This is a genomic window from Burkholderia sp. MSMB1078WGS (assembly GCF_001528895.1).
Lineage (GTDB): Bacteria > Pseudomonadota > Gammaproteobacteria > Burkholderiales > Burkholderiaceae > Burkholderia.
In genome coordinates, this window is record NZ_LPDI01000085.1 from 181605 (window position 1) to 202705 (window position 21101).

Consider the following 21101-nt stretch of genomic DNA (forward strand, 5'->3'; position numbering starts at 1 on the left):
GCCTAAGATAAGGGGATGACCGCCACCGCCCTGCTCTGCCGCCATCCCGCGAATACGACCGGCCGCGACTTCGTCGTCGGCGACCTGCACGGCTGCGTCGACGTCCTGCGCGCGCTGCTGCACGACGTCCGCTTCGATCCAGCCCGCGACCGGCTGTTCTCGGTCGGCGATCTCGTCGATCGCGGCCCGGCCTCCGACACCGCGCTCGACCTGCTCGACCGGCCGTGGTGCCACGTCGTGCGCGGCAATCACGAGGAAGTGCTGAGCCTCGTCGCGCGCGGCAAGCTGCCGCCAGACGCGTGGCGCGGCATCGGCGGCGACTGGGGCGCCGACCTGCCGCCGGAACGACTGCGCGCGTATGCGGCGCGCGTCGACGCACTGCCGCTCGTGCGCGTGATCGGCGACGGCCCGACGCGCTTCAACGTGCTGCATGCGGAATTCTTCGGCTCGGACGCGGATCTCGATACGGGCAATTATTCGCACGACGTACGCGAGCGGCTGATGTGGGGCCGCGACCTCGTCCAGGGGCTCGCGGATCCGGCGCGGCAGGCCGGATTGTCGCTGACCTGCACCGGACACACGCCGGTGCGTGCGCCGCAACGGATCGGCGCGCAATGGTTCATCGATACGGGTGCGTTCGCGCCCGCCGGCCGGCTCACGCTCGCCGAGCCGCGCACCGGCTGCACGTGGTCGATGACGCAGGCCGAAGCGCGCGAACGCCACGCGGGCGACTGGCCGCTGCCCTGACGCGCCGGCCAGGCGAACGCTAGCCGACCTGGTTCAGTTCGAACACCGCATCGACGGCCGAACCGTTCCAGTTGTACTCGAGATAGGCCGCATGCTGGCAGTCGCGCAGCAGCGTCGTTCGGAACGCAGCGAGACACTCGCCGCGCGGGTCGCGCACCGACGGATAGACGATCCCCGCGCCACCTGCACGGCGCACCGCACGGCCGAATGCCTGTCCCGCGCTGTAGTCGACCGGGTCCAGCAACGCGGGATCGCGCTGCGGCCACGTACGCACGTCGGCGACGTCGCCGTGCGCGAACACGGTATAGAGCCGCATCTGCTGACGCATCGGCGGCTCCTTCGTCGCGGCGAGGAATAGCCCGCTGTGATAGCGCGTTTCGGCGATCGCCGTGTCGCGCGCGCGCGTGCAGTAGAACACGCCGTAGCTGCCGTCCGAAAAGCGGCTGCCCAGCGGATTCAGATGCGTGAACGCCGCCATGATCGGCCCCCAGCCCTGCCCGTAGCGGCGCTCGGCGGGCGGCACGAGATCGAGGGTGCCGACTTCGTTGCGAATGCGGTCGTTGGTCAGCGATTCGAGCGCGTAGAGCGCGTCGAAGTCGTCCGCCGACGCGACGCGGTCGAACAGGTTGATGGCCGGAAAACGGGTGGGAATCACGCGATAGGCGGGCGCCCAATCGACGGTGGTCGTGGGCCACCGGCCGACTTCGATCGGTGTCGTCACGCCCAGCCACCCCGCATCGCGTCGAGATATTGCCGGACCGCCACCAGATCGCCGACGTTGCCGGCCAGCATTCGGTCGAGTGCGCGCTTGCCGCCGAACGGCGCCGCATCGTTCGGCCGCTTGACCCATGCATCGGCCGCGGCGGGTTGCGGCAGCAGGATCTGCAACCCCTTGTAGATGCCGAGTAGCAGCGACAGCCGCTCGAGCGTATCGCGCGGCAGGCGCGCCGATTCGGGCGCGGCCTTCCATTTGAAGAACGTCGAGCGGCCCGGCGACCCGAGCAGCACGATCTGCTCGTCGATCGTCAGTTCCCAATCGCGCGCGATGTTGAAAAACGCGCGCAGGCCGGCCGCCGACATCTGCGCGACCGAAGCGTGCGGCACGGCGGGATGCGAATGGTACGCGGGCTGTGACATGATCGTTAGTCTCGAAACGAATTCACTAACAAGATTAGTCCATTCTCGTATTTTTGCAAGGGTCGCACCCATCGATCGCGTGCATGCATCCGGCAAATCGATATTTTTTGTCCATTCTGGACTCGTATTTTATTTTCTGCGTTAATGGCCGTGCGGACACCGCGTCACGGCGCGGATCGTGTCCGTGGAGACCGTGCCGCACAGAAACCGGATGCACCACGCCAAGGAACGCACCATGAAGAGACTGATTGCCGCCGTTTCGATCGCCCTGCTCGCGGTATCCGCAGGCCCCGCCGTCGCGAAGGACTGGACCACGATCCGCTTCGGCACCGACGCCAGCTATGCGCCGTTCGAGTCGAAGGCGCCCGACGGCAAGCTCGTCGGCTTCGACATCGACCTCGGCAACGAGATCTGCGCGCGCCTGAAGGCGAAATGCGTGTGGCTCGAGAACGACTTCGACGGGATGATTCCCGCGCTGAAGGCGAAGAAGTTCGATGCGGTGCTGTCGTCGATGTCGATCACCCCGCAGCGCGCGCAGCAGATCGGCTTCACGACGAAGATCTACAACCAGCCGACGCGGCTCGTCGTGAAGAAAGGCTCGTCGCTGCTGCCGACCGCCGAATCGCTGAAGGGCAAATCGATCGGCGTCGAGCAGGGCACGACGCAGGAGACGTATGCGAAGGCCTACTGGGGCAAGCAAGGCGCGAACGTCGTGTCGTACCAGAACCAGGACGGCGTGTACGCCGACCTGATCGCCGGTCGCCTCGACGCGGCGCTCCAGGATGAAGTGCAGGCCGCGATCGGATTCCTGAAATCGCCGCGCGGCGCGAACTATACGTTCGTCGGGCCCGAACTCGTCGACGAAAAGGTGCTCGGCATCGGCGCCGGCATCGGCTTGCGCCAGGAGGACACCGACCTGAAGGCGAAGATCGACCGCGCGATCGTCGACATGGTCAAGGACGGCACCTACAAACGGCTCGCATCGAAGTACTTCGACTTCGACATCTACGGCGGCTGAAAAACGGCGTCGCGCGCGTACGGATGACCGCTTCCGTCGCGCGCGTCCGACCGCCCCTCCCCTTCAACCGGATGCCAACGACGTCGAGTGGTGCGCCGTTGCATCGAATGCGCGTCATGTTGCGTCGTTTGTCGTGTTCGTCGTACGCGGCCCGCGGCACGACGCTTCGTCGATCGTTCGAATTCCCGATCAATCGCGTGAGGCAACAACGGGCAACGCGAGCGGACGCCGTACCGTTCGAATCAATAGGCGAAGACCGGACGTCGCGGTACCGGCGCGCGTGTACACATGCCCATGCGGATCGGATTCGCGTGCAGGAAAGTACCGACCCGGCGCGGATGACCGGCAACCAGCCGGATCCGCCTCGCGCCGGGCGCGGAGAGATGGCCTGTCGAGGCATGCCTGTCGGCCGCAAGCGCGACGTTCGAGCGGCGATGTCCCGAATCACGGCGATCGCGGCCTGCGGGCCGCGGCGTGTGACGATCGATCATTTTTCTACCCCGTTTGCTGTCTGATGTTTGTTCCGGCAACCGGCCGATGCCGATGCCTCGGCGATCAGACGACGACGCGCCGTGCTCGCCGCGACGCGGCCGCTGCACCGCGCGCGGCCGCCGCATCCCCGCGGACTGCGTCCTGGCCGGTACTGGAAGCTTTGGTTGCCTGACCGGACGGACCTCGCGTCGTCGACTCTCGCATGCCCTTCTTCGCAAGGACCGGGCCAGCGCTGCGCGAGCCCGGCCGGACAAGGGGGCGACCAGGCCGGCTCGCGGCCGCAGCGGGCGTAACGTACCGGAAGTTACGAAACTGAAACATCGGGGTCGCGGCACGCGTCGGCCGTGTCACGGCAGGGCCTTGCGGAATAAGGCTGAACAATGGAGCACGGAATTTTTACCGGCGACGGACCGGCCGGTCGGCCCGATTCGCCGCGGAAATCCGCCTGGCGGCCGACGCGAAACGTTTCATGCGCTTTACATGCCGCCGGCGGCGAGACGCACCGCACGTCGCGGCTGGACGCCGGACGCGGCGGCCGATCGCATGGCCATACTGCGGCACCGCTTCACACGCCCTCACGCTGCCCGCGCGACCCACCCACGACGATCGGCCTAGCGCGCCGGGCCGATCCGCTTCGGCGTGCCGGCCCAGGGCTCGCCAGCGCGTGGAGCGTCGTCGCGGTCGTGCCGTGCGTGCCGCCCGTCACGTTCGGGCCGCACCGTCTGTGAACCGCTCGCCGCTCAGCCGACCCGCTGATGCCCGGCGTCGTCCGACGGCGCGCCGTCGTTGCCGCCGTTGTCGCCGTTGTGGTCGCGATCGTTCAGCCCGTGCTCGATCATCATCCGATAGAGCGTCACGCGTGAAATGCCGAGTTCGGCGGCTGCCTTGTTGATCCGGTGGTCGTTGCGCAGCAGCGCGTTCTCGATTGCGGTGCGCTCGGCCAGCGCCCGCGCCTGTTCGAGCGTCACCGGTTCGGTTTCGCCGGGCGTGTCGAGCCCGAGATCGTGCGGCGTCAGCAACCGGCTCTCGGCCATCACGATCGCGCGCCGCACGCGGTTGATCAGCTCCCGCACGTTGCCGGGCCACTCGTAGCGCCGCATCGCGTCGAGCGCGGCCGACGTGAAGCCGCTGATCTTGCGGCCGCTGTCGGCCTTGAATTTCTGCAGCACGTAGTGCGCGAGGATCTCGATGTCCTTGCCGCGTGCGCGCAGCGGCGGCTCGTGGATGCGCAGCACGCACAGCCGGTGATAGAGATCCGCGCGGAAGCGCCCGGCCTCGACCGCGCCGTCGAGATCGACGTGCGTGGCCGAGATGATCCGCACGTCGACCGCGATCGATTCGTGCCCGCCGAGCCGCTCGATCTTGCCTTCCTGCAGGAAGCGCAGCAGGCTTGCCTGGCTTTCGACCGGCATGTCGCCGATCTCGTCGAGAAACAGCGTGCCGCCGTTCGCCGATTCGATCCGGCCCGCGCGCCGCTGGTTCGCGCCGGTGAACGCGCCGCGTTCATAGCCGAACAGCTCGGACTGCAGCAGGTGATGCGGAATCGCTCCGCAATTGATCGCGACGAACGGCCCCTTGCCGCGGCTGGAGCGCTCGTGAATCGCGAGCGCGGTCAGCTCCTTGCCCGTGCCCGACTCGCCCGAGATGAACACGCTCGCGTCGGTCTTCGCGACCTTGCGGATCGTGCTGAACAGTTGCTGCATCGCCTCGCAGTTGCCGATCATCCCGTGTTCGCCGATCGACGCCGCATAGGCGGCGCCGTCGACGCGATCGAGCGCTGCCATCCCGCGCGCATGGCCCAATACGTGCGATATCCATTCGGACGGCAGCGGCAGCGTCACGTAATCGAAACAATAGCTGCGGATCAGTTCGCGCACGGCGGGGCCGATCATGATGCCGGCCTGCGCGATGGAAATCCAGCCGATCGCCGGCTGGCTCAGACACATCTTCAGCGCGGGATAGTCGCGCGACGTGAATCCGGTGAAATCGACCAGCCCGGCGGCCACGCTCACGCCGGAAGTCATGTTCTGCGCGGCGCCAGCCGTCTTCGCGACCGCGATCTCCCAGCCGAGCCCGCGCAGTTGCGCCAGCAACGGCTCGTCGGGCGTGCGCATGATCACGAACAGCTTGCGGCCGGCCTCGGGAGCGGTGACGGACACGTCCGTCATCTCGGGCGCCGCGTGCCCGTTTGCGTCGGGTGACCTTGCAACCATCGTTGTTCCCCGCTTGGCGTTGGTATCGCGCGCCGGCTCACGGCCGCGTACGACGGACACGATCGAATCGACATATTGGGCGTATTTCCGTCCGAATAAAATCCCCCTGCGCATGAATCGCGCCGGCGTCGACGTCGTCATGAACGGTATATCGATGCGGCCGGCCTCCGGCTAGATGGGTGTTATCCCTGTGGCGGGCGCCGCACGCGGCCGGAAAGGACCGGTGCCGCGCGCGCAAAGCCGCGCCGGTGCTGGCGCGAGGCATGGGTGTGGGACGGGCGCACGCCCGTTCGGCGCACTGGCGCATGCGCGTGCAACCGGTGTGCCGGGCATGCGAACGCGAAGCAACCGGTTCCGGTTGATTTTCGTCAATCGTCGGAACAAGCCGGCCGATGCACGAACGCAACATGCGCGGCGCCCCGCCGCGCGACGAGCGGCGGGCGGCGGCCGGCGGGCGGCCCGGATCAGCGACCCGACGCGAGCGGCGCCGGCGCGTTCGCGCGGCCGCGGCCGGCCGGCGTGCCGCCGTGTTCGCCGTAGGTGGCGGCCAGTGCGTCGACCCGCGCGAGATGGTGGCGATTGTCGTGATCCCACGGGTGGAAGCCCGGCCGGAAAAAACTCAGCCATTCGCCGGCGATGCGCGGGAACAGCCCTCGGCGCGGCCCATACAGGAACGCGATCGTCCGCAGCAGGCCGCGCACGTGATGGCCGGCGCCGCGATCGCGCCACAGCAGCGTCGCATGCATCAGGAACACGGTCGGCCAGAACGTCAGCGTCGTCAGCAGATACACGCCGATGCGGATCATGTAGCGGCGCAGTCCCGGCTTCATCGCGGCGTTCCACACGTCGAACGACACGGCCTTGTGCTCGGTTTCCTCCAGCGCATGCCAGATCCACATCTGCCGGTAGCCTTCGACCGAGCCGTCGAGGCGCGTCGGGTCGCGCAGCAGCCAGTCGGCGAGCATCGCCGTGTAGTGCTCGGCCGCCACCGTGTGCGCGAGCTGCACCGAATGCGGCAGCGTGCGCTTCATGTAGCCGAGCACGGCCCACACGCGCCGGTCGAGCTTGCGCGCGGGCAGCCGGTTCGCCTGCATCAGCTCGTTGTATTCGACGTGCTCGCGCGTGTGCATCGCCTCCTGGCCGATGAAGCCCAGCACCTGCTGCTTCAGCACGGGATCGTCGATCCGGTCGCGGTAGTTGCGCACCGAATCCATGAAGAAGCGCTCGCCGGCCGGAAACAGCAGCGACAGCGCGTTGAAGAAATGGGTCACGTGCGACCCCAGGCCATGCCAGTCCTTCGCGCGTTCGACCGGCAGGTCGAAGCGCAGGTCGCGGCGCACCGGCATGATCCCGGCTGCGGTGACGGAAGCGGCTGACTTCATGTGTATCGTTCTCCTGTTGCCGAGCGGCCCGGCGCATCGTCGGACGCGGCCGGCGCAAGCCCGGGCGACGCGTCGCGCGCCGCCAAAATCCTGACATCGACAAATGTAACGATAGGCCGCGCGCGCCGGTGCACGCAAGCCGCGCGGTAGATGCGCGCTTCCAAACAGGGCACGGTCGGAAAGGCGGAAAAAACGGCGCTCGAACGACGCTCGGCCGGCTGGCGATTCGAACGCGCCGGCGCGCGAACGGGCGAGGTGGCGCGTGCGGCGCAGCGCCCCACCATCGGCCCGCCAGCCCCGTGCGCCGGGCATCTCGCCGCGTCCGGCAACGGTCGCCCGGCATGCGGCAACACATGCCGGGAGCGTCGATTCATACGCGTGGCGCACTGCCGTGGTGCAACCTCGGCCCCGCGGCTCGCGGAAAATTCAAACGCGCGTTCCAATTGCGGATCGGTTGATCGCGCGCGCGGCGCCCGCCGCGCTCGCCGACACGCGTACGACGGCACGAAATCCACGCGCGCCGGGCCGCTGCGCGCTCGCCTACAATAGCGGTTTCACGCAACGCTCTTTCAGGAGAAATCATGTCCGTCATCACGACCGAATCGGGCCTCAAGTACGAAGACCTGACCGAAGGCACCGGCGCGCAAGCGCAAGCCGGCAAGACCGTCAGCGTCCATTACACCGGCTGGCTGACCGACGGTCAGAAATTCGATTCGAGCAAGGATCGCAACGACCCGTTCGCGTTCGTGCTCGGCGGCGGCATGGTCATCAAGGGCTGGGACGAAGGCGTGCAGGGCATGAAGGTCGGCGGCGTGCGTCGCCTGACGATCCCGCCGCAACTCGGCTACGGCCCGCGCGGCGCAGGCGGCGTGATTCCGCCGAATGCGACGCTCGTGTTCGAAGTCGAACTGCTCGACGTCTGACCCCGCCTCCGGCCGTTTCCCTCCCGATGGAACGCATCGCCTCACCTGCCATCGCGCTGCGCCGCTACGCCACGTGCGAAGCGTCGGACGTGCACGACTTCCACCAGGTCGTGCTCGGCGTCGATGGCGCGATGGTGATGGCGGTGGACGGCATCGGCCGGCGCATCGACCGGCACGCGGCCTGGCTGATTCCGGCCGGCGCGCGCCACGACTACGCGGGCCTCGGCGAGAATCGCCAGCTCGTGATCGACCTGCCCGCCGCGTCGCTCGCGGTACCGCAGCGGCTGTTCGACCATGCGCGCGCCGTGTCGATCGACCCCGCGCTCACGTCGCTCGTCGCGCAGATCGCGGCGGCCGCCGTACAGCACGATGCTCCGGCCGGCGACGCACGGCAGGCCGCCGCGCACCGCTTTCAATGGCAGGCCGCCGCGCGCCTGTGCGACGCGCTGCTCGACGATGCGGGCATCGCCGCGCCGGCGTCGGGCCTCGATTTCGCGCGCATCGACCGCTGGCTGCGCGCGCGGCTCGCCGAACCGCTGCGCATCGCCGATCTCGCCGCGCACTGCGGCTACGGGATGCGCCGGTTTCATCAACTGTTCGTCGACGCGTTCGGCGAAACGCCGCATCGCTACCTGCAGCGGCTTCGGCTCGACGCCGCGGTCGTGCTGCTCGCCGACGGCCGGCATTCGCTCGTCGACATCGCGGGTAGCGTGGGCTTCTCGGATCAAAGCACGTTCACGCATGCGTTCACGAAGCGCTTCGGCGTGGCGCCCGGACGCTGGCGCGGCGAACGGCATTGAGCGCAGTGGCGCGCTGAATACGCATCGACGCACGTAGCCGGCGGCACGCGCGGCATCCGTATCGACGCTTCGCGTCCCGCTGAAACATCGCCTGTCCGTCGCCGCCTACGATGGGCGCATGGATACGACCGCACCATCCCCCGCTTTCCCGCCCGCGCTGGCGCGCGTCGTCGCCACCGTCAACATCGTTGCGGATCGAAACCGCCGTGTCGGTCATGCTGCTGCTCGCGACCCGTGTGCGGGCCGCTGCGCGTCGCGGCGCGTCCCCGGCAACTCGTGCGACGCCGCCGGCCGATCGCGCGCGTGCGGCCATGCGTCGCCGGGGCGAGGTCGGATCGGGTAACGCCAACGAAAGAAGATCTTCGTGAATCGACTCGCGTAGCCGGCCGGACCGCGCTCGTGCTTCCACGCCGAATGCCATCCGACGGCGCAACCGGCGCGCATGACGCTCACCGACGCACCGTGCCCGCTTCGTCACCGATCTTCTTCACGACGGTCTCGGCCGCCTTCAAAGGCCGGCCGTCGTCGTGCCGCAGCGCGAGCTTGCGAATCGCGCGCCCGGTGCCGCGGTCGATCAGCACCGAATGCGGCTCGCCGCGCGCGAACAGGTTGGCCTCGCCCCACTGCCGCAGCATCACGATGACCGGAAACAGCCCTTCGCCTTTCCTGGTCAGCACGTACTCCTGATACGCGGTGCCGTCGGAGGCCGGCACGACGTCGAACACGCCCGCGTCCACCAGCATCTTCAGCCGGTCGGACAGGATGTTGCTCGCGACGCCGAGGCTCGCGCGGAAATCGCCGAAGCGGCGCACGCCGTCGAACGCGTCGCGCACGATCAGCAACGCCCAGCGATCGCCGACGATATCGGTCGCGCGCGCCACCGGGCACGGCGAATCCGCAAGACTTTTCTGCCTGGCCATGTTCCTCTCCGCAATCGCGCCGGCCCGCCTTCGCGGGCCGGCCGACCATCCGTGCACGGGCCCCACGCCCGCCGTCAAACAGGTTGCATTTTAAAACTACTTTCCCTACACTCCAAACCAGTTTCAAATTGCAACTACATTGCATGAGGAAACCCATGGAATCGTCCTGCCATTCCGGCACCGTTGCGTCGAACGCGCCAACCGATGCGAGCCATCCGGCCGAGGGCGGCCGCCTGTCGTCGGCGCGCGTCGCGCTCCTGGCCGTCTGCTGCGCGGCGAGCGTTGCGAACGTCTACTACGCGCAGCCGCTGCTCGATTCGATCGCGCGGGATTTCGGCGTGTCGCAAGCCGCGGTCGGCGGCGTCATCACCGCGACGCAGCTCGGCTGCGCGCTCGCGCTGCTGTTCGTCGTGCCGCTCGGCGACCTGCTGAACCGCAAGCGTCTGATCGCCGTGCAGCTTGTACTGCTGAGCGCCGCCTGCATCGGCGTGGCCGTGGCGTCGACACGCGTCGCGCTGCTGGCCGGGATGGTCGCGGTCGGGTTGCTCGGCACCGCGATGACGCAAGGGCTGATCGCCTGCTCGGCCACCCTCGCCGGCGCAGGCGAACGCGGGCGCGTGGTGGGCGCCGCGCAGGGCGGCGTCGTGGTCGGGTTGCTGGCCGCGCGCTCGCTGGCGGGCGTCGTCACCGACATCGCGGGATGGCGGGCGGTCTATCTCGTGTCGGGCGGGCTCGCGATCGCGATGCTGGTCGTGCTGTCGCGGCTGCTGCCGGACCGGCACGAACCGCGCGAACGCATCGGTTATGCGGCGCTGCTGCGCTCGATGGTGTCGCTGCTGCGCGACGAACGCGTGCTGCGCGTGCGCGGCGCGATCGCGCTGCTGATGTTCGCCGCGTTCAGCATCTTCTGGAGCGCGCTCGTGCTGCCGCTGAGCGCGCCGCCGCACGCGATGTCGCACACGCAGATCGGCGCATTCGGCCTCGTCGGCGCACTGGGTGCGGCGGCCGCCGCCCGCGCGGGCCGGCTCGCGGATCGCGGGCGCGGCGAAGCGACGACCGGCGCCGCACTCGCGCTGCTCGCCTGCTCATGGCTGCCGCTCGCGTTCGGCAATACGTCGATTGCGCTGCTGATCGTCGGCATCGTGCTGCTCGACGTCGGCGGACAGGCTGTGCACGTCGTCAATCAGAGCATGATTCTCGGCGCGCGGCCCGACGCGCATGCGCGGCTCGTCGGCTGCTACATGCTGTTCTATTCGGCCGGCAGCGGGCTCGGTGCGATTGCGGCGACGATGATGTATGCGCGCGCCGGATGGACCGGCGTCTGCGGGCTCGGTGCAGTGGTGAGCATGGCCGCGCTCGGCGTATGGGCCGCGACGCTGCGGCGCGCGTGACGCGCGCGGGTCATGGGGATCGAACGGGAAAAGCCGGCGCGCCCTCGGCGGGCGTCCGGCACGCGAACCGGCCGCGCACGCGCGCCCGTCGGGCTTGCGGTTCGGCGCGCGCGGGGCGCGCCGCAGACGTTCAGCCCGCCGCCCGGATCGCCTCTTCGTAGACGCCGGCCACGCGCCGCGCGATCACCGCGTTGTCGAAATGATCGCGCGCATAGCGCTTGCACGCGGCCTCGTCGGGCAGCGCGATCGCACCCGACAGTGCACCGCCGAGCCCTTCGGCGATCGCATCCGCGCCCGTCGACGGCAGCACGAGATCGTTCGACAGCCCGGCGACCGCCTCCGGCAGCCCGCCGACCGGCGTAACCAGCACCGGCGTGCCGGATGCCAGCGATTCGACGGTGATCAAGCCGAAGCCCTCCAGCGCGACCGTCGGCACGACGCTGACCGTCGCCGCGCGGTACAGCGCCGCGAGATGGTGGTCGGGCACGAAGCCGAGCAGCTTCACGTTGTCCTGCAGCCCGGCTGCGTCGATGCGCTGCTGCAGTTCCTCGCCGATCTTGCCCTTGCCGGCGATCAGCAACAGGATGTCCGGGTGACGGCGCTTGACGAGGCCGATCGCGTCGATCAGGTCCTCCAGTCCCATGCGCCGCACGAGCCGGCGCACGGCCAGCACGATCGGCCGGTCCTGCGGCAGTTGCAGCTTGTGCCGCGCCTCGGCCGGCGTGAGCGGCGTGTCGAACTGTGCGGTATCGACGCAGCCGGGAATCACGCGCACGCGCGACGGATCGATCCCGTAGCGGTTCGTCAGGATCTGGCCGAACGCCTGCGACAGCACGATCAGCCGCGACGAGCGCGTATAGACGGCCTGTTCGAGATAGCGCTTCGCGCGCTGCCCGAGCGACGCGGCGCCCTCGACCTGGCTTTCGTCGGCCCACGGCCCCTGGAAGTGCGAGACCTGCGGAATCCCGCGCGTCACGTCGAGGCCCGGAAACGTGTACAGCGCGAAGTGCGACGAAATCACGTCCGGCCGCTCGCTGCGGATCTCGTCGCGCAGCGCGCGCCGCGCGGCGAGCATCCGGCGCGCGAGCGGCTGCGACGCAGGCCCGAAGCCCTGGATCGCCCCGCCCGTGTCGTCGGCGACCTTCGGCGAGCCGGCGACGAGCCCGCGCACCTCGACGCCCGCGCCGGGCAGCGCGCCGACGAGCGAGTAGTACATCCGGTCGAGGCCGCCCGCGCGTTCGGGGAACCAGTGCATGCCGATCTGCAACGATTTGATCGGCCGGGAAGATTGGGACATCACGGTTGCTCCTGCGTGATCGCATGCTCGGCCCGCTCGAAGGCGGACGGCTGCGTGGGTTGGCCGATGCGCCGGTAAAGCGCGACGTACTGGGCGCCCATGTGCGCCCAGCCGAAACGGGTCATCAGTTCGCGGGCCGCATCGCCCATCGCGCGACAGGTGTCGCGCGACGCCGCGAGCGAGCCGATCGCCTGCGCGAGCGCGGCCGGATCGTCCGGATCCTCCAGCACGATTCCGCATTCGCGCGTGATGATTTCCGCGCCGCCCGCCGTGCGCGCGGTGACGACCGGCAGCCCGGCCGCCATCGCCTCCAGCAGCGACAGGCTCATCGCTTCGTAGCGCGACGGAAAGACATATGCGTCGACCGAGCGCATCAGCGTCGGCATGTTCTTCACGAGACCGAGGAAATGCACGCGCGAATCGATGCCGAGCGCGCGCGCTTCGTCGGGATACGGGCTGCCGGGCAAGTAGCCGGCCACCGCGAGATGAACGTTGGGCGGCAGCTTCGTCAGCGCCTTCAGCACCGTGCCGAGGTTCTTGCGCGGCGTGCGCAGGTCGCCGACGAACAGCAGCAGGAACGCGTCGTCCGGCAGCTTGAACGCCGCACGGTCGGCCTGCGCGCCGGCGAATGCGCTGCCGTCGACGCCGTTGTAGATCACGCTGATCTTGCGGCTGTCGATGCCGAGCCCGGCGATTTCGTCGGCCACCTTCTGCGACACGGCCGTGATCGCGCGCGAGCGCCGGTAGGCCCAGCGCTCGAGCGCGGTGTTCACGCGCGTATAGACGTACTGGTAGGCCGACCACATCCCCTTCGTCAGCCCGAACGGATAGTACGGACTCTTGAACCAGCCGCCGTGCACGAAGTGCGCGGTATTCACGTCGGCCTTGATCCATGAAATGAAGCCGTTCACGTGCAGCACGTCGTATTCGCCGCGGTGCGCGCGCAGCCATGCCGCGCTTTTCAGCGCGAACACCTGCTGCTTGACGAGATTCGACGGCCAGAAGCCGCCGACCTTCACCGGCACCCAGCGCACGCGCGGGTCGGCCAGCAGCTCGGGCGCGACATGCGACGCGACCAGCGTGACCTCGTAGTTTTCGGCCAGCGCCGCGCGCGCGATTTCGTAATTGACGCGGCCCTGCCCGTCGTTATGTCGCACGACGTGCGTGACGATCGCGATTCTCAATGGTCGCCTCCCCGTGAACGCGCGGCGGCCAGCAGGCGTTGCGCCTTCTGCCAGTGCGCCGCGGCAAGTATCGAAAAAATGGCCGTGAACATCAGCAGGCCGCCGGTGCCGATCAGCGAGTTCGTGAACACGAGCATCGCGAAGGTCGACAGGCACAGGCTCAGGCACGCGCCGACGAACTTGTCCTTGCGCAGCTTGAACGCCGCGCGCAGCGTGCGGCCGAACAGCATCACGACGCCCGCGAGATACAGCAGCGTGCCGGGCCAGCCGAGCACGAACGGCACGTTCATCACGCCGCTGTCGAAGCTGCCGTACTTGCCGAGCTCGCCGCTGTCGCTCGACAGCTTCGTGGACGCGCCGGTCGCGCCCATCCCTTCGCCGGCGACGTCGGTGAATGCCGTCTGCGCGAAGGTCGCGTAGAACTTGTTGCGGTCGTCGTAGCTGCGGTCGTCCTTCAGGTTCGCGATCGACTGCAGGCGCTGGCCGAGCCGGTCGGCCACCGGCCCGACGGTCAGGAGCGGCACGCACAGCCCGACCAGCACGACGCCGCTGATCAGGATCCGCATCCGCACGCGGTTGCTCGATTGCACGAGCTGGATCGCGAGGGCGATCACCCAGCCGCCCCAGGTCGAGCGCACGAGACACAGCGCGAACGACACGAAGCCCGCCGCGCCCGCGAACCAGCGGATCTTCTGCGGCGCGACCAGCACGAACACCAGCGCGCCCATCATCGCGAACGCGAACGGTCCGGACGAATTCATCGTGCTGAACACGCGCACGCCGTACGGCACCGGCTCGCCCTGCGAACCCATCTGCGAGCCGACCATCCACAGCACGTCCCACTGCGGCATCACGAAATACTGCACGACGCCGTACACGCCCATCACGAGCATGCCCCACATGAAGGTGGAGAGCAGCACGTCGCGGTACTCCGGATAGTTGCGCGCGTTCACCATGATGTGAAAGCCGATCAGGATCGGGTACAGCCAGTTCGCGAGGTCGTAGGTCGCGGCCATCACGCCGCTCGACACGATCCCGACGAGATACGCATACACGAGCCCGAACAGGATCAGCAGCACCGGAATCCCGCGTCGCTGCGCGAGCACGCGGTAATGCCTGAGCAGCCCGAAGCCGGCGATCATCGTCACCGCGAGCGGCGCGACCTGGATCAAACTCGTCGGCGTGAACGCGCCCTTCGACCAGTCGGCCAGGCGTCGCACTTCCGGGCTCAGGAACCACACCCACCACATGAAGCCGACATAGCGCGCCGGGCTCTTGAAATACAGCCAGACGCCCACCCCGATGGCCAGCACCGGGAACGCGAGCGTCAGCACCTTGCCCTGGTGGACGGCGATCAGCGCGGCGGTGAACGTCCACAGCCCGGCCTGCCCGGCCCAGTGCTTCGGCTCGGCGAACCGGCTGCGGGTGCGCGACGGCGCGCGTTCGGCGGCAATCGTACTCATCGATGCGCGCTCACTGCGACGAAGGACGCGAATCGGCGAGCGGCATCGCCACGCCAGCCGCCGCGGGTGTGCGGCGCCGGCGCAGCATGTCGCGCGTGATCCGCACGTGCTGCTCGGCGAACGCCTGCGTGGTCAGGTCGCGCTCGCGCAGGCACGCGGCGGCCGCACGCGCGCAGTCGAGCGCCGCCACCGGATCGGCGACGAAGCGATCGGCGGCCTGGCGCATCGCCTGCGCGTCGAACGCCGGCACATAGGCGGCCGTATCGTGCGGAAAGTAGTCGCTCAGGCCGCCCACGTCGGACACGATCATCGGCTTGCCGACGGCCGCCGCCTCGAGCATCACCGTGATGCCCGACGCGTGGAAATTCGGCCGCAGCGGCACGACGATCACGTCGGCCCACGCGTACAGTTCGTGCTGCTTCGCGAGCCCCGCCGCCGGGCCGATCTTCACGTTCGGCGCGTGCCACTCGCGCGGCACGCGACGGCGCGTCGCGAGCCGCACGTCGTAGCGTTCGTCGCCGCCGAACGCGGCGAGGAACGTGCGCCAGTCGCGGTCGCGGTCGTTGCCGATCGCCGCGATCCGCAGCGGCCGGTTCGGCTTCCATTGCTGCGGCTCGACCGGCGGGAAATCCTGCGTGTTCAGCCCGTAATAGACGAACTCGGCTTCGCGCCCGAGGTAGCGTCGGCACAGGTCGGCGTTGTCGCGAGCCAGCGTGGTCAGCACGTCGGCGCGCGCGAGCAGCTTGCGGTAGAGCCAGCGGCGCGGGCCGCCGAAGCTGTTCCATTTGTCGAACAGCCACACGCTCTGCGCGAGCAGCAGCGGGCGCTTGCCCTGCGCGCCGGCGAGCTTCAGGATCAGCGCGGCGGCCAGATGCTCCTGCTCGGTGTGGGTCCAGATCACGTCGGTATCGAGCAGCGCCGCGCGGTTGCGCCACGCATGCACGACGTCGAAGCCGAGCGCCGCCTTCAGCGCACGGCGCGCGACGCTCACGACGCGGTTCTCGCCGCCGTCCTGCGAATAGGTCAGCCGGAATTCGTCGGATTCGGCGTGGTGATAGCCGTACAGGCAGCCGATGTTGTCGCCTTTCCGGTAGGTACGCGGATCGGCGCCATAGAACAAATGGACGTGAACTTTCGTTGCATCCTTCGTGGTCATGCGAGCCCTCCGGGCGTGGCCGCGCGCATTGTGCGCAGGCCGTTCAAGACGTCACCGGCGGCATCGCCGCACGATGGGGGGCGAGATTCGTGCGACGCGCATCGCGTGCGCCGCGGCGCACCGCGCGCCAGTGCGCGAGCACGCGGGCGCGCCGCGCGGTGGGCAGCGACAACAGCACGTGCGCGAAGCCCGGATAGACGCGCGTGCCGATCAGCGTCCACCACCACCACGCGATCTCGCGCCGTACCGGCGGCAGATGCTCGCGCAGCGTCAGCTGCAGGTTGTACGCGCCGTTGCTGATCGCGTTCAGCGAGGCCGCATCGCGACGGTCGTCGTCGAAGCGCTCGGCCGGAAAATGATCGACGGCGATCGCCGGGTCATACAGCAGCGTCCAGCCCGCGCGCTGCACTTCCATGCTGAACGCCATGTCGTTGTGCACCTGCGCGCCGGCGCCGCGCAGCCGCGTGTCGAAGCGCAGCCGTTCGATCGCCGCGCGGCGGTAGCTCATGTTCGCGCCTTTCAGCATGTCGACTGTGCGCGCGCCGCCGACGCCAAGGTGATGATTGCCGATGATCTTGCCCGACAGCGTGAGCCGGCCGACCTGCTCTCGCGATTCGTCGAGCAGGCGGCCCTTCTCGTGCACCCAGTCGCGGCCGCCGACCGCGCCCACGCGCGGGTCGGACAGGAACGCGGCTTCGATGCGTGCGAGCCAGTCGGGGTGCGGCGCCGCATCGTCGTCGGTGATCGCGACGATGTCGCCGGTCGACGCGTCGAGCCCCTTGTTCAGCGCGGCGACCTGCCCCGCCACGTCGACCGGCACGATGCGCAGCGGCAGCGCGCCGCCGACCGCCGGATCGGCGAGCCGTTCGTGCGTGGCGTCGTCCTCCGGGCGCGCGACGACGATCACCTCGTCGGGCAGCCGCTGCTGCCGCTGCAGCGCCAGCAGGCAGCGCGCGAGGTCGGCGGGACGCCGGTAGGTCGGAACGAGCACGGAAATTTTCATCGAGGGTTCTCCATTCAGCCAGGCCGTTGCGGCGCGCGCCGGCCCGGTGTCGTGCAATGCGATCAAGCGCTCAGGTATTCGTGCACGGCCGCATAGCCGCGGCCGTAGCCGCGCGCCTTCGGCGGCACGCCATTGAAGATCCCGCCTTCCAGATCGACGCCCGCGGTACGCAAGCGCTTGATCGCGTCGGCGATCTCGCCTTCCGTATGCATGCCCGAGCGCAGCACCAGGAAGGTGGCGCCGGCCATGCGACCGATGATGGTCGCGTCGGTCACCGCGAGCACCGGCGGCGAATCGATCAGCACGACGTCGTAGCGCTTGCCGAGGCCTTCGAGGTATTGCGGCAGGCGCGTCGACATCAGCAGCTCCGACGGGTTCGGCGGGCGCGTGCCGGCCGCGATGAACGACAGGCCCTGCACCGGCGTCTCGCGGATCGCGTCCTCGAGCGAGGACTGGTCGCTCAACAGCTCCGACAACCCCGGCTGCGAGGTGAGGCCGAAATAGCGGTCGAGCATCCCGCGGCGCATGTCGGCGTCGATCAGCAGCACGCGCTTGCCCGAATGCGCGAGCAGCACCGCGAGGTTGACCGTCAGGAAGCTCTTGCCGATGCCCGGCGTCGGGCCGGTCAGCACGATCACGCGGTTCTTCGCGTCCATCATCGCGAACTGCAACGCGGTGCGCAGGCTGCGCATGCTTTCGACGCTCAGGTCCTTCGGACGCAGGCTCGCGAGGATCGGCCGTGCACGACCGCCGCCCTTCTCGGCCGCGGCATCGAGCTTCACCTGCTCGGCGCTCTGCGGGACGAGCCCGTACAGCGGCAGGTTGAACGTCCGCTCGACGCGGTCCGGATCCTCGATGCCCTGGAACAGGTTGCGGCGCAGGAACACGACGCCGGTGCCGAGGATCAGCCCCAGGAACACGGCGGCCGACAGGATCAGCGCCTTCTTCGGCTTGATCGGATCGCCCGGGCGCAGCGCCGAATCGACGAGGTGGATGTTGCCGCCCGTGCCGGCCTTCTGCACCGACAGCTCCTGCACGCGGTTCAGCAGCAGCACGTAGATGTCCTCGGCGACCTTCGCGTCGCGCTGGAGCTGGACCGCCTTCACCTCGGTCGCCGGCAGGCTGCGGAAGCGGTTGCTGAACTTGTCCTTCTCGCCCTGCAGCTCCGCGAGCTGCTGCTTCGCGGCGATCACCATCGGGTGCGAATCGGTGAAGCGCTGCGCGAGCGACGCGAGCTGCAGGCGCTGCGCGGCGATCTGCTGTTCGTACTGCACGCTGCCTTCGAGGTAGACCTTCGCCTCGTCGCTCGCGTTGATCGACCCCGAGGTGCGCTGGTACTGCGTCAACGCGGCTTCCGCACGTTCGAGATCGGCCTTCAGGCGCGGCTCCTCGCCCTTCAGGAAGTCGAGCATCTTGGTCGCTTCCGCCTGCTTCGCGATCACGTGCTGGTTCAGGTACGACTGCGCGAGCGCGTTCGCGATCGCGGCGGTCTGGTCCGGGTCCTTGCCTTCGAGCGAGATCTGCACGACGCCCGTCTGCTTGCCCTGCTCGGTCACCTGGATGCCCGACTGGAAACCGGTGATCGCGTCGAGATCGTTGTAGCGGACCACCGTGAACTGCGTGCCGGGACGCGCGACGAGCTTCTGCACGAGCAGCGTCACGCCGCCGCCCTGCGCCGATTCCCCGACGCGGCCCGCCAGCAGCCGCGTGCCGTTCGCGTCGACCAGCGAATAGGTGCCGTTCGGGCCGGCCGTCAGCGTCAGCTTCTTGCCTTCGAGCGCCGGCACGACGCTGATCGAGTCGACGTCGGCGAGTTCGCCGCCCCACGCATACGACTTCAGGCCGAGCCACGGCCGCGACGGCTGGCCCGGCGTCGCGAGGCGCGCGGCGAGGCTGCCGAGCACCGGCAGCGTCTTCGGCGCGACCGAGAAGTTCAGCTTGAACTGCTCGACGACCGGCGTGACGACGCCGCGGCTCTTGATGATCTCGATTTCCGCATCGGTCGGCGCCTGCTGCGGGCCGCTGTTGATCGACGCGCCCGTCTGCGTCTGCGTGAGCGCCTGCGACGTGTTGTCGTTGCCCTCGACCCGCACGTGCACGTCCGCCTGGTAGACCGGCTTCGCGATGAAGCAATAGAGGCCGGCGAGCGCCACGACCATCACCGCGATACCGAGCAGCAGCCAGATGTCGTCCAGGATGACCTGGAGCAACTGGCCGAGAACGACGTCCTCTTCCTCGGTTTTCGCGGTCAGGTCCGCGTAGGAGTGTTTCGCTTGCGTGTTCACCATTCGTTCCCGCTTGAGTGGTGCCGGGGGGCGGACGCCACCCCGGCGGGCTATCAGCGCGTGATTTGCCGCATGTAGAAGATCGTCTGGATCGTCGGCAGCACCTGCTGCAGCACACGGTTGAACTGCACCGAGCCGGCCGTGCTGACGTAGACGACGTCGAGCGGTTGAAGCGGGAAGCGGCTCGACAGCATCAGCGCATCGGGCTGCGTCATGTCGAGACGGAACACTTCGGGCTTCGTCGGGTTGTCGCGCATCCCGCGCATCACGTAGATCTTGCGCGGGTTCGCGTCGGTGTCGAGAATCCCGCCGCCGGCCGTCAGCGCGTCGGCGATGGTCAGCTTGCCCTTGAGCATCGGCACCGTGACCGGCGTCTTGACCTCGCCCATGATGAACACGCGGCTGTCGCTGCGGTCCGGCACGTTGACGATGTCGCCCGGCTGCAGCATCACGTTCTGCTTCACCTCGCCGCGATCGAGCACGCCGTTCGCATCGAGCGTGTACAGCTTGCCGTCGCGCGTGAGCCGCACGCGCTGCAGGTCGGCCTCGGCGGTCGAGCCGCCCGAGCGCGAGATCGCGTCGACCAGCGTGAGCGGCACGTCGCTCACCGCGAGCGGGCCCGGCTGCTTCACCTCGCCCGTCACCTGCACCTTCTGGCTGCGGAACGACAGCACGCGCACGTCGAGCTGCGGGTTCTTCACGTAGCGCGACAGGCTGGACGCCATCTCGTCGCGGATCTGCGCGACCGTCTTGCCCGCCACGCGAATGCGGCCGACGAACGGGAAGAAGATCGTGCCGTCGGCCGCCACGGTCTGGCCGTACGGGTCGGCCTGACCCGGCAGCGCGGTCGTATACGGCTGCTGCAGCGCGCCCGCGACCGATTGCGTCGTGTTGCCGCCGCTCGAGAACGACTGGCCCTGCGGCGTCGTCAGCTCCGGGTGGTCCCACACGGTGACGCCGAGAATGTCCTGCGGGCCGACGCGATACGTGTACTGCGACGGATCGGTAAAGCGCCCGGGCGGCAGCGGATGTTCGACCTGCGCTTTCTGCAGCTGATCCATCACCACTTTGGCGTCGATGTAATGAACCGGATAGGTCTCGGCCGCTTCCTGCCGGCCGTCGTCCTTCAGGTTCGACGAGTCGAGGTAGTTGCCGGGCGCGGTCGCACACGCCGACAGGAATGTCGTCAGCGCGACGGCGAGCGCCAGCGGGCGCATGGGACGTTTCAGCATAGTTTTTGCAGCCATCCTTGAACCAGACGTTCGATCAATGAGTAGCTCTCGCGATAGTCGGCCTCGGGGCCGCCATGCGGATCCGCGATCTCGGCGTCCTCCCACTTGCCCAGCAGGTGGACCTTGCCGCGCGCGAACGGATCGACCGATTCGACGGCCTTGATCTGATCGCGCTCGCTGACGAGAATCAGGTCGGCGTCGCGCACGATCCGGCGCGACAGCCGCCGCGAGCGATGGGTCGTCGCATCGACGCCCCGCTCGGCCAGCAGTTGCCGCATCACCGGATCGATGCCGTCGCCGTCGTTCGCATGCACGCCGGCCGAATGGAACGTCGGGCGGGGGCCGCCGCGCGACGCGGCGTGCGACTTGAACAGCATTTCCGCCGCCGGGCTGCGGCAGACGTTCGCGTGGCAGACGATCAGGATGTTCCGGAACATGGCGTCTCGTAACGAGTGACG

The 21101-nt window shown here is 68.7% G+C and carries 19 protein-coding genes; 5 read left to right on the top strand and 14 right to left on the bottom strand.

Annotated features, from left to right (window positions below; translation table 11 throughout):
* The first annotated feature begins 15 nt into the window (after window positions 1-15).
* Window positions 16-747, top strand: coding sequence for a metallophosphoesterase (locus WT24_RS21300; protein WP_060035773.1), 732 nt, complete (start codon window positions 16-18; stop codon window positions 745-747).
* A gap of 19 nt (window positions 748-766) precedes the next feature.
* On the opposite strand, the gene WT24_RS21305 is transcribed toward WT24_RS21300, so the two are convergent.
* On the bottom strand, window positions 767-1468 hold the full coding sequence (locus tag WT24_RS21305; RefSeq protein ID WP_059501231.1) for an RES family NAD+ phosphorylase: 702 nt from the start codon (window positions 1466-1468) through the stop codon (window positions 767-769).
* A complete protein-coding gene (locus WT24_RS21310) occupies window positions 1465-1884 on the bottom strand; it encodes an MbcA/ParS/Xre antitoxin family protein (RefSeq protein ID WP_059501232.1) in 420 nt (139 codons plus the stop codon). Before WT24_RS21310 ends, WT24_RS21305 begins: the two co-directional genes overlap by 4 nt.
* Window positions 1885-2119: 235 nt before the next feature.
* On the opposite strand from WT24_RS21310, the gene WT24_RS21315 reads away from it, so the two are divergent.
* Complete coding sequence (locus WT24_RS21315) at window positions 2120-2902, top strand: ABC transporter substrate-binding protein (protein WP_059501389.1); 783 nt, start codon at window positions 2120-2122, stop codon at window positions 2900-2902.
* Window positions 2903-3144: 242 nt separating this feature from the next.
* On the opposite strand, the gene WT24_RS33265 is transcribed toward WT24_RS21315, so the two are convergent.
* From WT24_RS33265 to WT24_RS21325, 3 genes are all read right to left on the bottom strand, one after another.
* A complete protein-coding gene (locus WT24_RS33265; protein WP_080747670.1) occupies window positions 3145-3393 on the bottom strand; it encodes a hypothetical protein in 249 nt (82 codons plus the stop codon).
* A gap of 741 nt (window positions 3394-4134) precedes the next feature.
* Window positions 4135-5607 carry a sigma-54 dependent transcriptional regulator gene (locus WT24_RS21320; protein ID WP_060035812.1) on the bottom strand — a complete coding sequence of 491 codons (1473 nt, stop codon included), beginning with the start codon at window positions 5605-5607 and terminating at the stop codon, window positions 4135-4137.
* 464 nt (window positions 5608-6071) lie between these two features.
* Window positions 6072-6989 carry a metal-dependent hydrolase gene (locus WT24_RS21325; RefSeq protein WP_060035774.1) on the bottom strand — a complete coding sequence of 306 codons (918 nt, stop codon included), beginning with the start codon at window positions 6987-6989 and terminating at the stop codon, window positions 6072-6074.
* Between the two features lie 581 nt (window positions 6990-7570).
* Between WT24_RS21325 and WT24_RS21330 the strand changes: the two genes are divergently transcribed.
* Together WT24_RS21330 and WT24_RS21335 are read left to right on the top strand one after the other, a co-directional pair.
* The gene (locus WT24_RS21330; protein WP_059501234.1) at window positions 7571-7912 is read left to right on the top strand and encodes an FKBP-type peptidyl-prolyl cis-trans isomerase; all 342 of its coding nucleotides are present in this window, start codon (window positions 7571-7573) and stop codon (window positions 7910-7912) included.
* A 26-nt stretch (window positions 7913-7938) separates the two neighbouring features.
* On the top strand, window positions 7939-8712 hold the full coding sequence (locus WT24_RS21335) for an AraC family transcriptional regulator (protein WP_060035775.1): 774 nt from the start codon (window positions 7939-7941) through the stop codon (window positions 8710-8712).
* A gap of 449 nt (window positions 8713-9161) precedes the next feature.
* On the opposite strand, the gene WT24_RS21340 is transcribed toward WT24_RS21335, so the two are convergent.
* A complete protein-coding gene (locus WT24_RS21340; RefSeq protein ID WP_060035776.1) occupies window positions 9162-9632 on the bottom strand; it encodes a helix-turn-helix domain-containing protein in 471 nt (156 codons plus the stop codon).
* Between the two features lie 155 nt (window positions 9633-9787).
* Between WT24_RS21340 and WT24_RS21345 the strand changes: the two genes are divergently transcribed.
* The gene (locus tag WT24_RS21345; protein ID WP_060035777.1) at window positions 9788-11023 is read left to right on the top strand and encodes an MFS transporter; all 1236 of its coding nucleotides are present in this window, start codon (window positions 9788-9790) and stop codon (window positions 11021-11023) included.
* 130 nt (window positions 11024-11153) lie between these two features.
* Here WT24_RS21345 and WT24_RS21350 read toward each other — a convergent pair whose 3' ends face one another.
* From WT24_RS21350 to WT24_RS21385, 8 genes are all read right to left on the bottom strand, one after another.
* Window positions 11154-12320, bottom strand: a complete 1167-nt coding sequence (locus WT24_RS21350; RefSeq protein ID WP_059501391.1) for a glycosyltransferase family 4 protein — start codon at window positions 12318-12320, stop codon at window positions 11154-11156.
* Window positions 12320-13504 carry a glycosyltransferase family 4 protein gene (locus WT24_RS21355; RefSeq protein WP_059793851.1) on the bottom strand — a complete coding sequence of 395 codons (1185 nt, stop codon included), beginning with the start codon at window positions 13502-13504 and terminating at the stop codon, window positions 12320-12322. The genes WT24_RS21350 and WT24_RS21355 overlap by 1 nt, the downstream gene beginning before the upstream one ends.
* Entirely contained in the window at window positions 13501-14967 is a 1467-nt protein-coding gene (locus WT24_RS21360; RefSeq protein WP_059501239.1) for an O-antigen ligase, read from the bottom strand. Before WT24_RS21360 ends, WT24_RS21355 begins: the two co-directional genes overlap by 4 nt.
* Window positions 14968-14977: 10 nt before the next feature.
* Window positions 14978-16123 (bottom strand): glycosyltransferase family 4 protein, encoded by a 1146-nt coding sequence (locus WT24_RS21365; protein ID WP_059501240.1) that lies wholly within the window; start codon window positions 16121-16123, stop codon window positions 14978-14980.
* 43 nt (window positions 16124-16166) lie between these two features.
* On the bottom strand, window positions 16167-17126 hold the full coding sequence (locus tag WT24_RS21370) for a glycosyltransferase family 2 protein (protein WP_059793847.1): 960 nt from the start codon (window positions 17124-17126) through the stop codon (window positions 16167-16169).
* A gap of 62 nt (window positions 17127-17188) precedes the next feature.
* A complete protein-coding gene (locus WT24_RS21375; RefSeq protein ID WP_060035778.1) occupies window positions 17189-19414 on the bottom strand; it encodes a polysaccharide biosynthesis tyrosine autokinase in 2226 nt (741 codons plus the stop codon).
* Between the two features lie 50 nt (window positions 19415-19464).
* Window positions 19465-20643, bottom strand: coding sequence for a polysaccharide biosynthesis/export family protein (locus WT24_RS21380; protein WP_060035779.1), 1179 nt, complete (start codon window positions 20641-20643; stop codon window positions 19465-19467).
* Window positions 20637-21080, bottom strand: a complete 444-nt coding sequence (locus WT24_RS21385; RefSeq protein ID WP_059501246.1) for a low molecular weight protein-tyrosine-phosphatase — start codon at window positions 21078-21080, stop codon at window positions 20637-20639. Before WT24_RS21385 ends, WT24_RS21380 begins: the two co-directional genes overlap by 7 nt.
* Window positions 21081-21101: the final 21 nt, after the last annotated feature.

Coding starts and splice junctions, on each gene's coding strand:
- WT24_RS21310 (WP_059501232.1), bottom strand. CDS start 1,884: ATGTCACAGCCCGCGTACCATTCGCATCCCGCCGTGCCGCACGCTTCG.
- WT24_RS21375 (WP_060035778.1), bottom strand. CDS start 19,414: ATGGTGAACACGCAAGCGAAACACTCCTACGCGGACCTGACCGCGAAA.
- WT24_RS21350 (WP_059501391.1), bottom strand. CDS start 12,320: ATGTCCCAATCTTCCCGGCCGATCAAATCGTTGCAGATCGGCATGCAC.
- WT24_RS21330 (WP_059501234.1), top strand. CDS start 7,571: ATGTCCGTCATCACGACCGAATCGGGCCTCAAGTACGAAGACCTGACC.
- WT24_RS21380 (WP_060035779.1), bottom strand. CDS start 20,643: ATGCTGAAACGTCCCATGCGCCCGCTGGCGCTCGCCGTCGCGCTGACG.
- WT24_RS21325 (WP_060035774.1), bottom strand. CDS start 6,989: ATGAAGTCAGCCGCTTCCGTCACCGCAGCCGGGATCATGCCGGTGCGC.
- WT24_RS33265 (WP_080747670.1), bottom strand. CDS start 3,393: ATGATCGATCGTCACACGCCGCGGCCCGCAGGCCGCGATCGCCGTGAT.
- WT24_RS21335 (WP_060035775.1), top strand. CDS start 7,939: ATGGAACGCATCGCCTCACCTGCCATCGCGCTGCGCCGCTACGCCACG.
- WT24_RS21370 (WP_059793847.1), bottom strand. CDS start 17,126: ATGAAAATTTCCGTGCTCGTTCCGACCTACCGGCGTCCCGCCGACCTC.
- WT24_RS21360 (WP_059501239.1), bottom strand. CDS start 14,967: ATGAGTACGATTGCCGCCGAACGCGCGCCGTCGCGCACCCGCAGCCGG.
- WT24_RS21320 (WP_060035812.1), bottom strand. CDS start 5,607: ATGGTTGCAAGGTCACCCGACGCAAACGGGCACGCGGCGCCCGAGATG.
- WT24_RS21345 (WP_060035777.1), top strand. CDS start 9,788: ATGGAATCGTCCTGCCATTCCGGCACCGTTGCGTCGAACGCGCCAACC.
- WT24_RS21315 (WP_059501389.1), top strand. CDS start 2,120: ATGAAGAGACTGATTGCCGCCGTTTCGATCGCCCTGCTCGCGGTATCC.
- WT24_RS21300 (WP_060035773.1), top strand. CDS start 16: ATGACCGCCACCGCCCTGCTCTGCCGCCATCCCGCGAATACGACCGGC.
- WT24_RS21385 (WP_059501246.1), bottom strand. CDS start 21,080: ATGTTCCGGAACATCCTGATCGTCTGCCACGCGAACGTCTGCCGCAGC.
- WT24_RS21365 (WP_059501240.1), bottom strand. CDS start 16,123: ATGACCACGAAGGATGCAACGAAAGTTCACGTCCATTTGTTCTATGGC.
- WT24_RS21340 (WP_060035776.1), bottom strand. CDS start 9,632: ATGGCCAGGCAGAAAAGTCTTGCGGATTCGCCGTGCCCGGTGGCGCGC.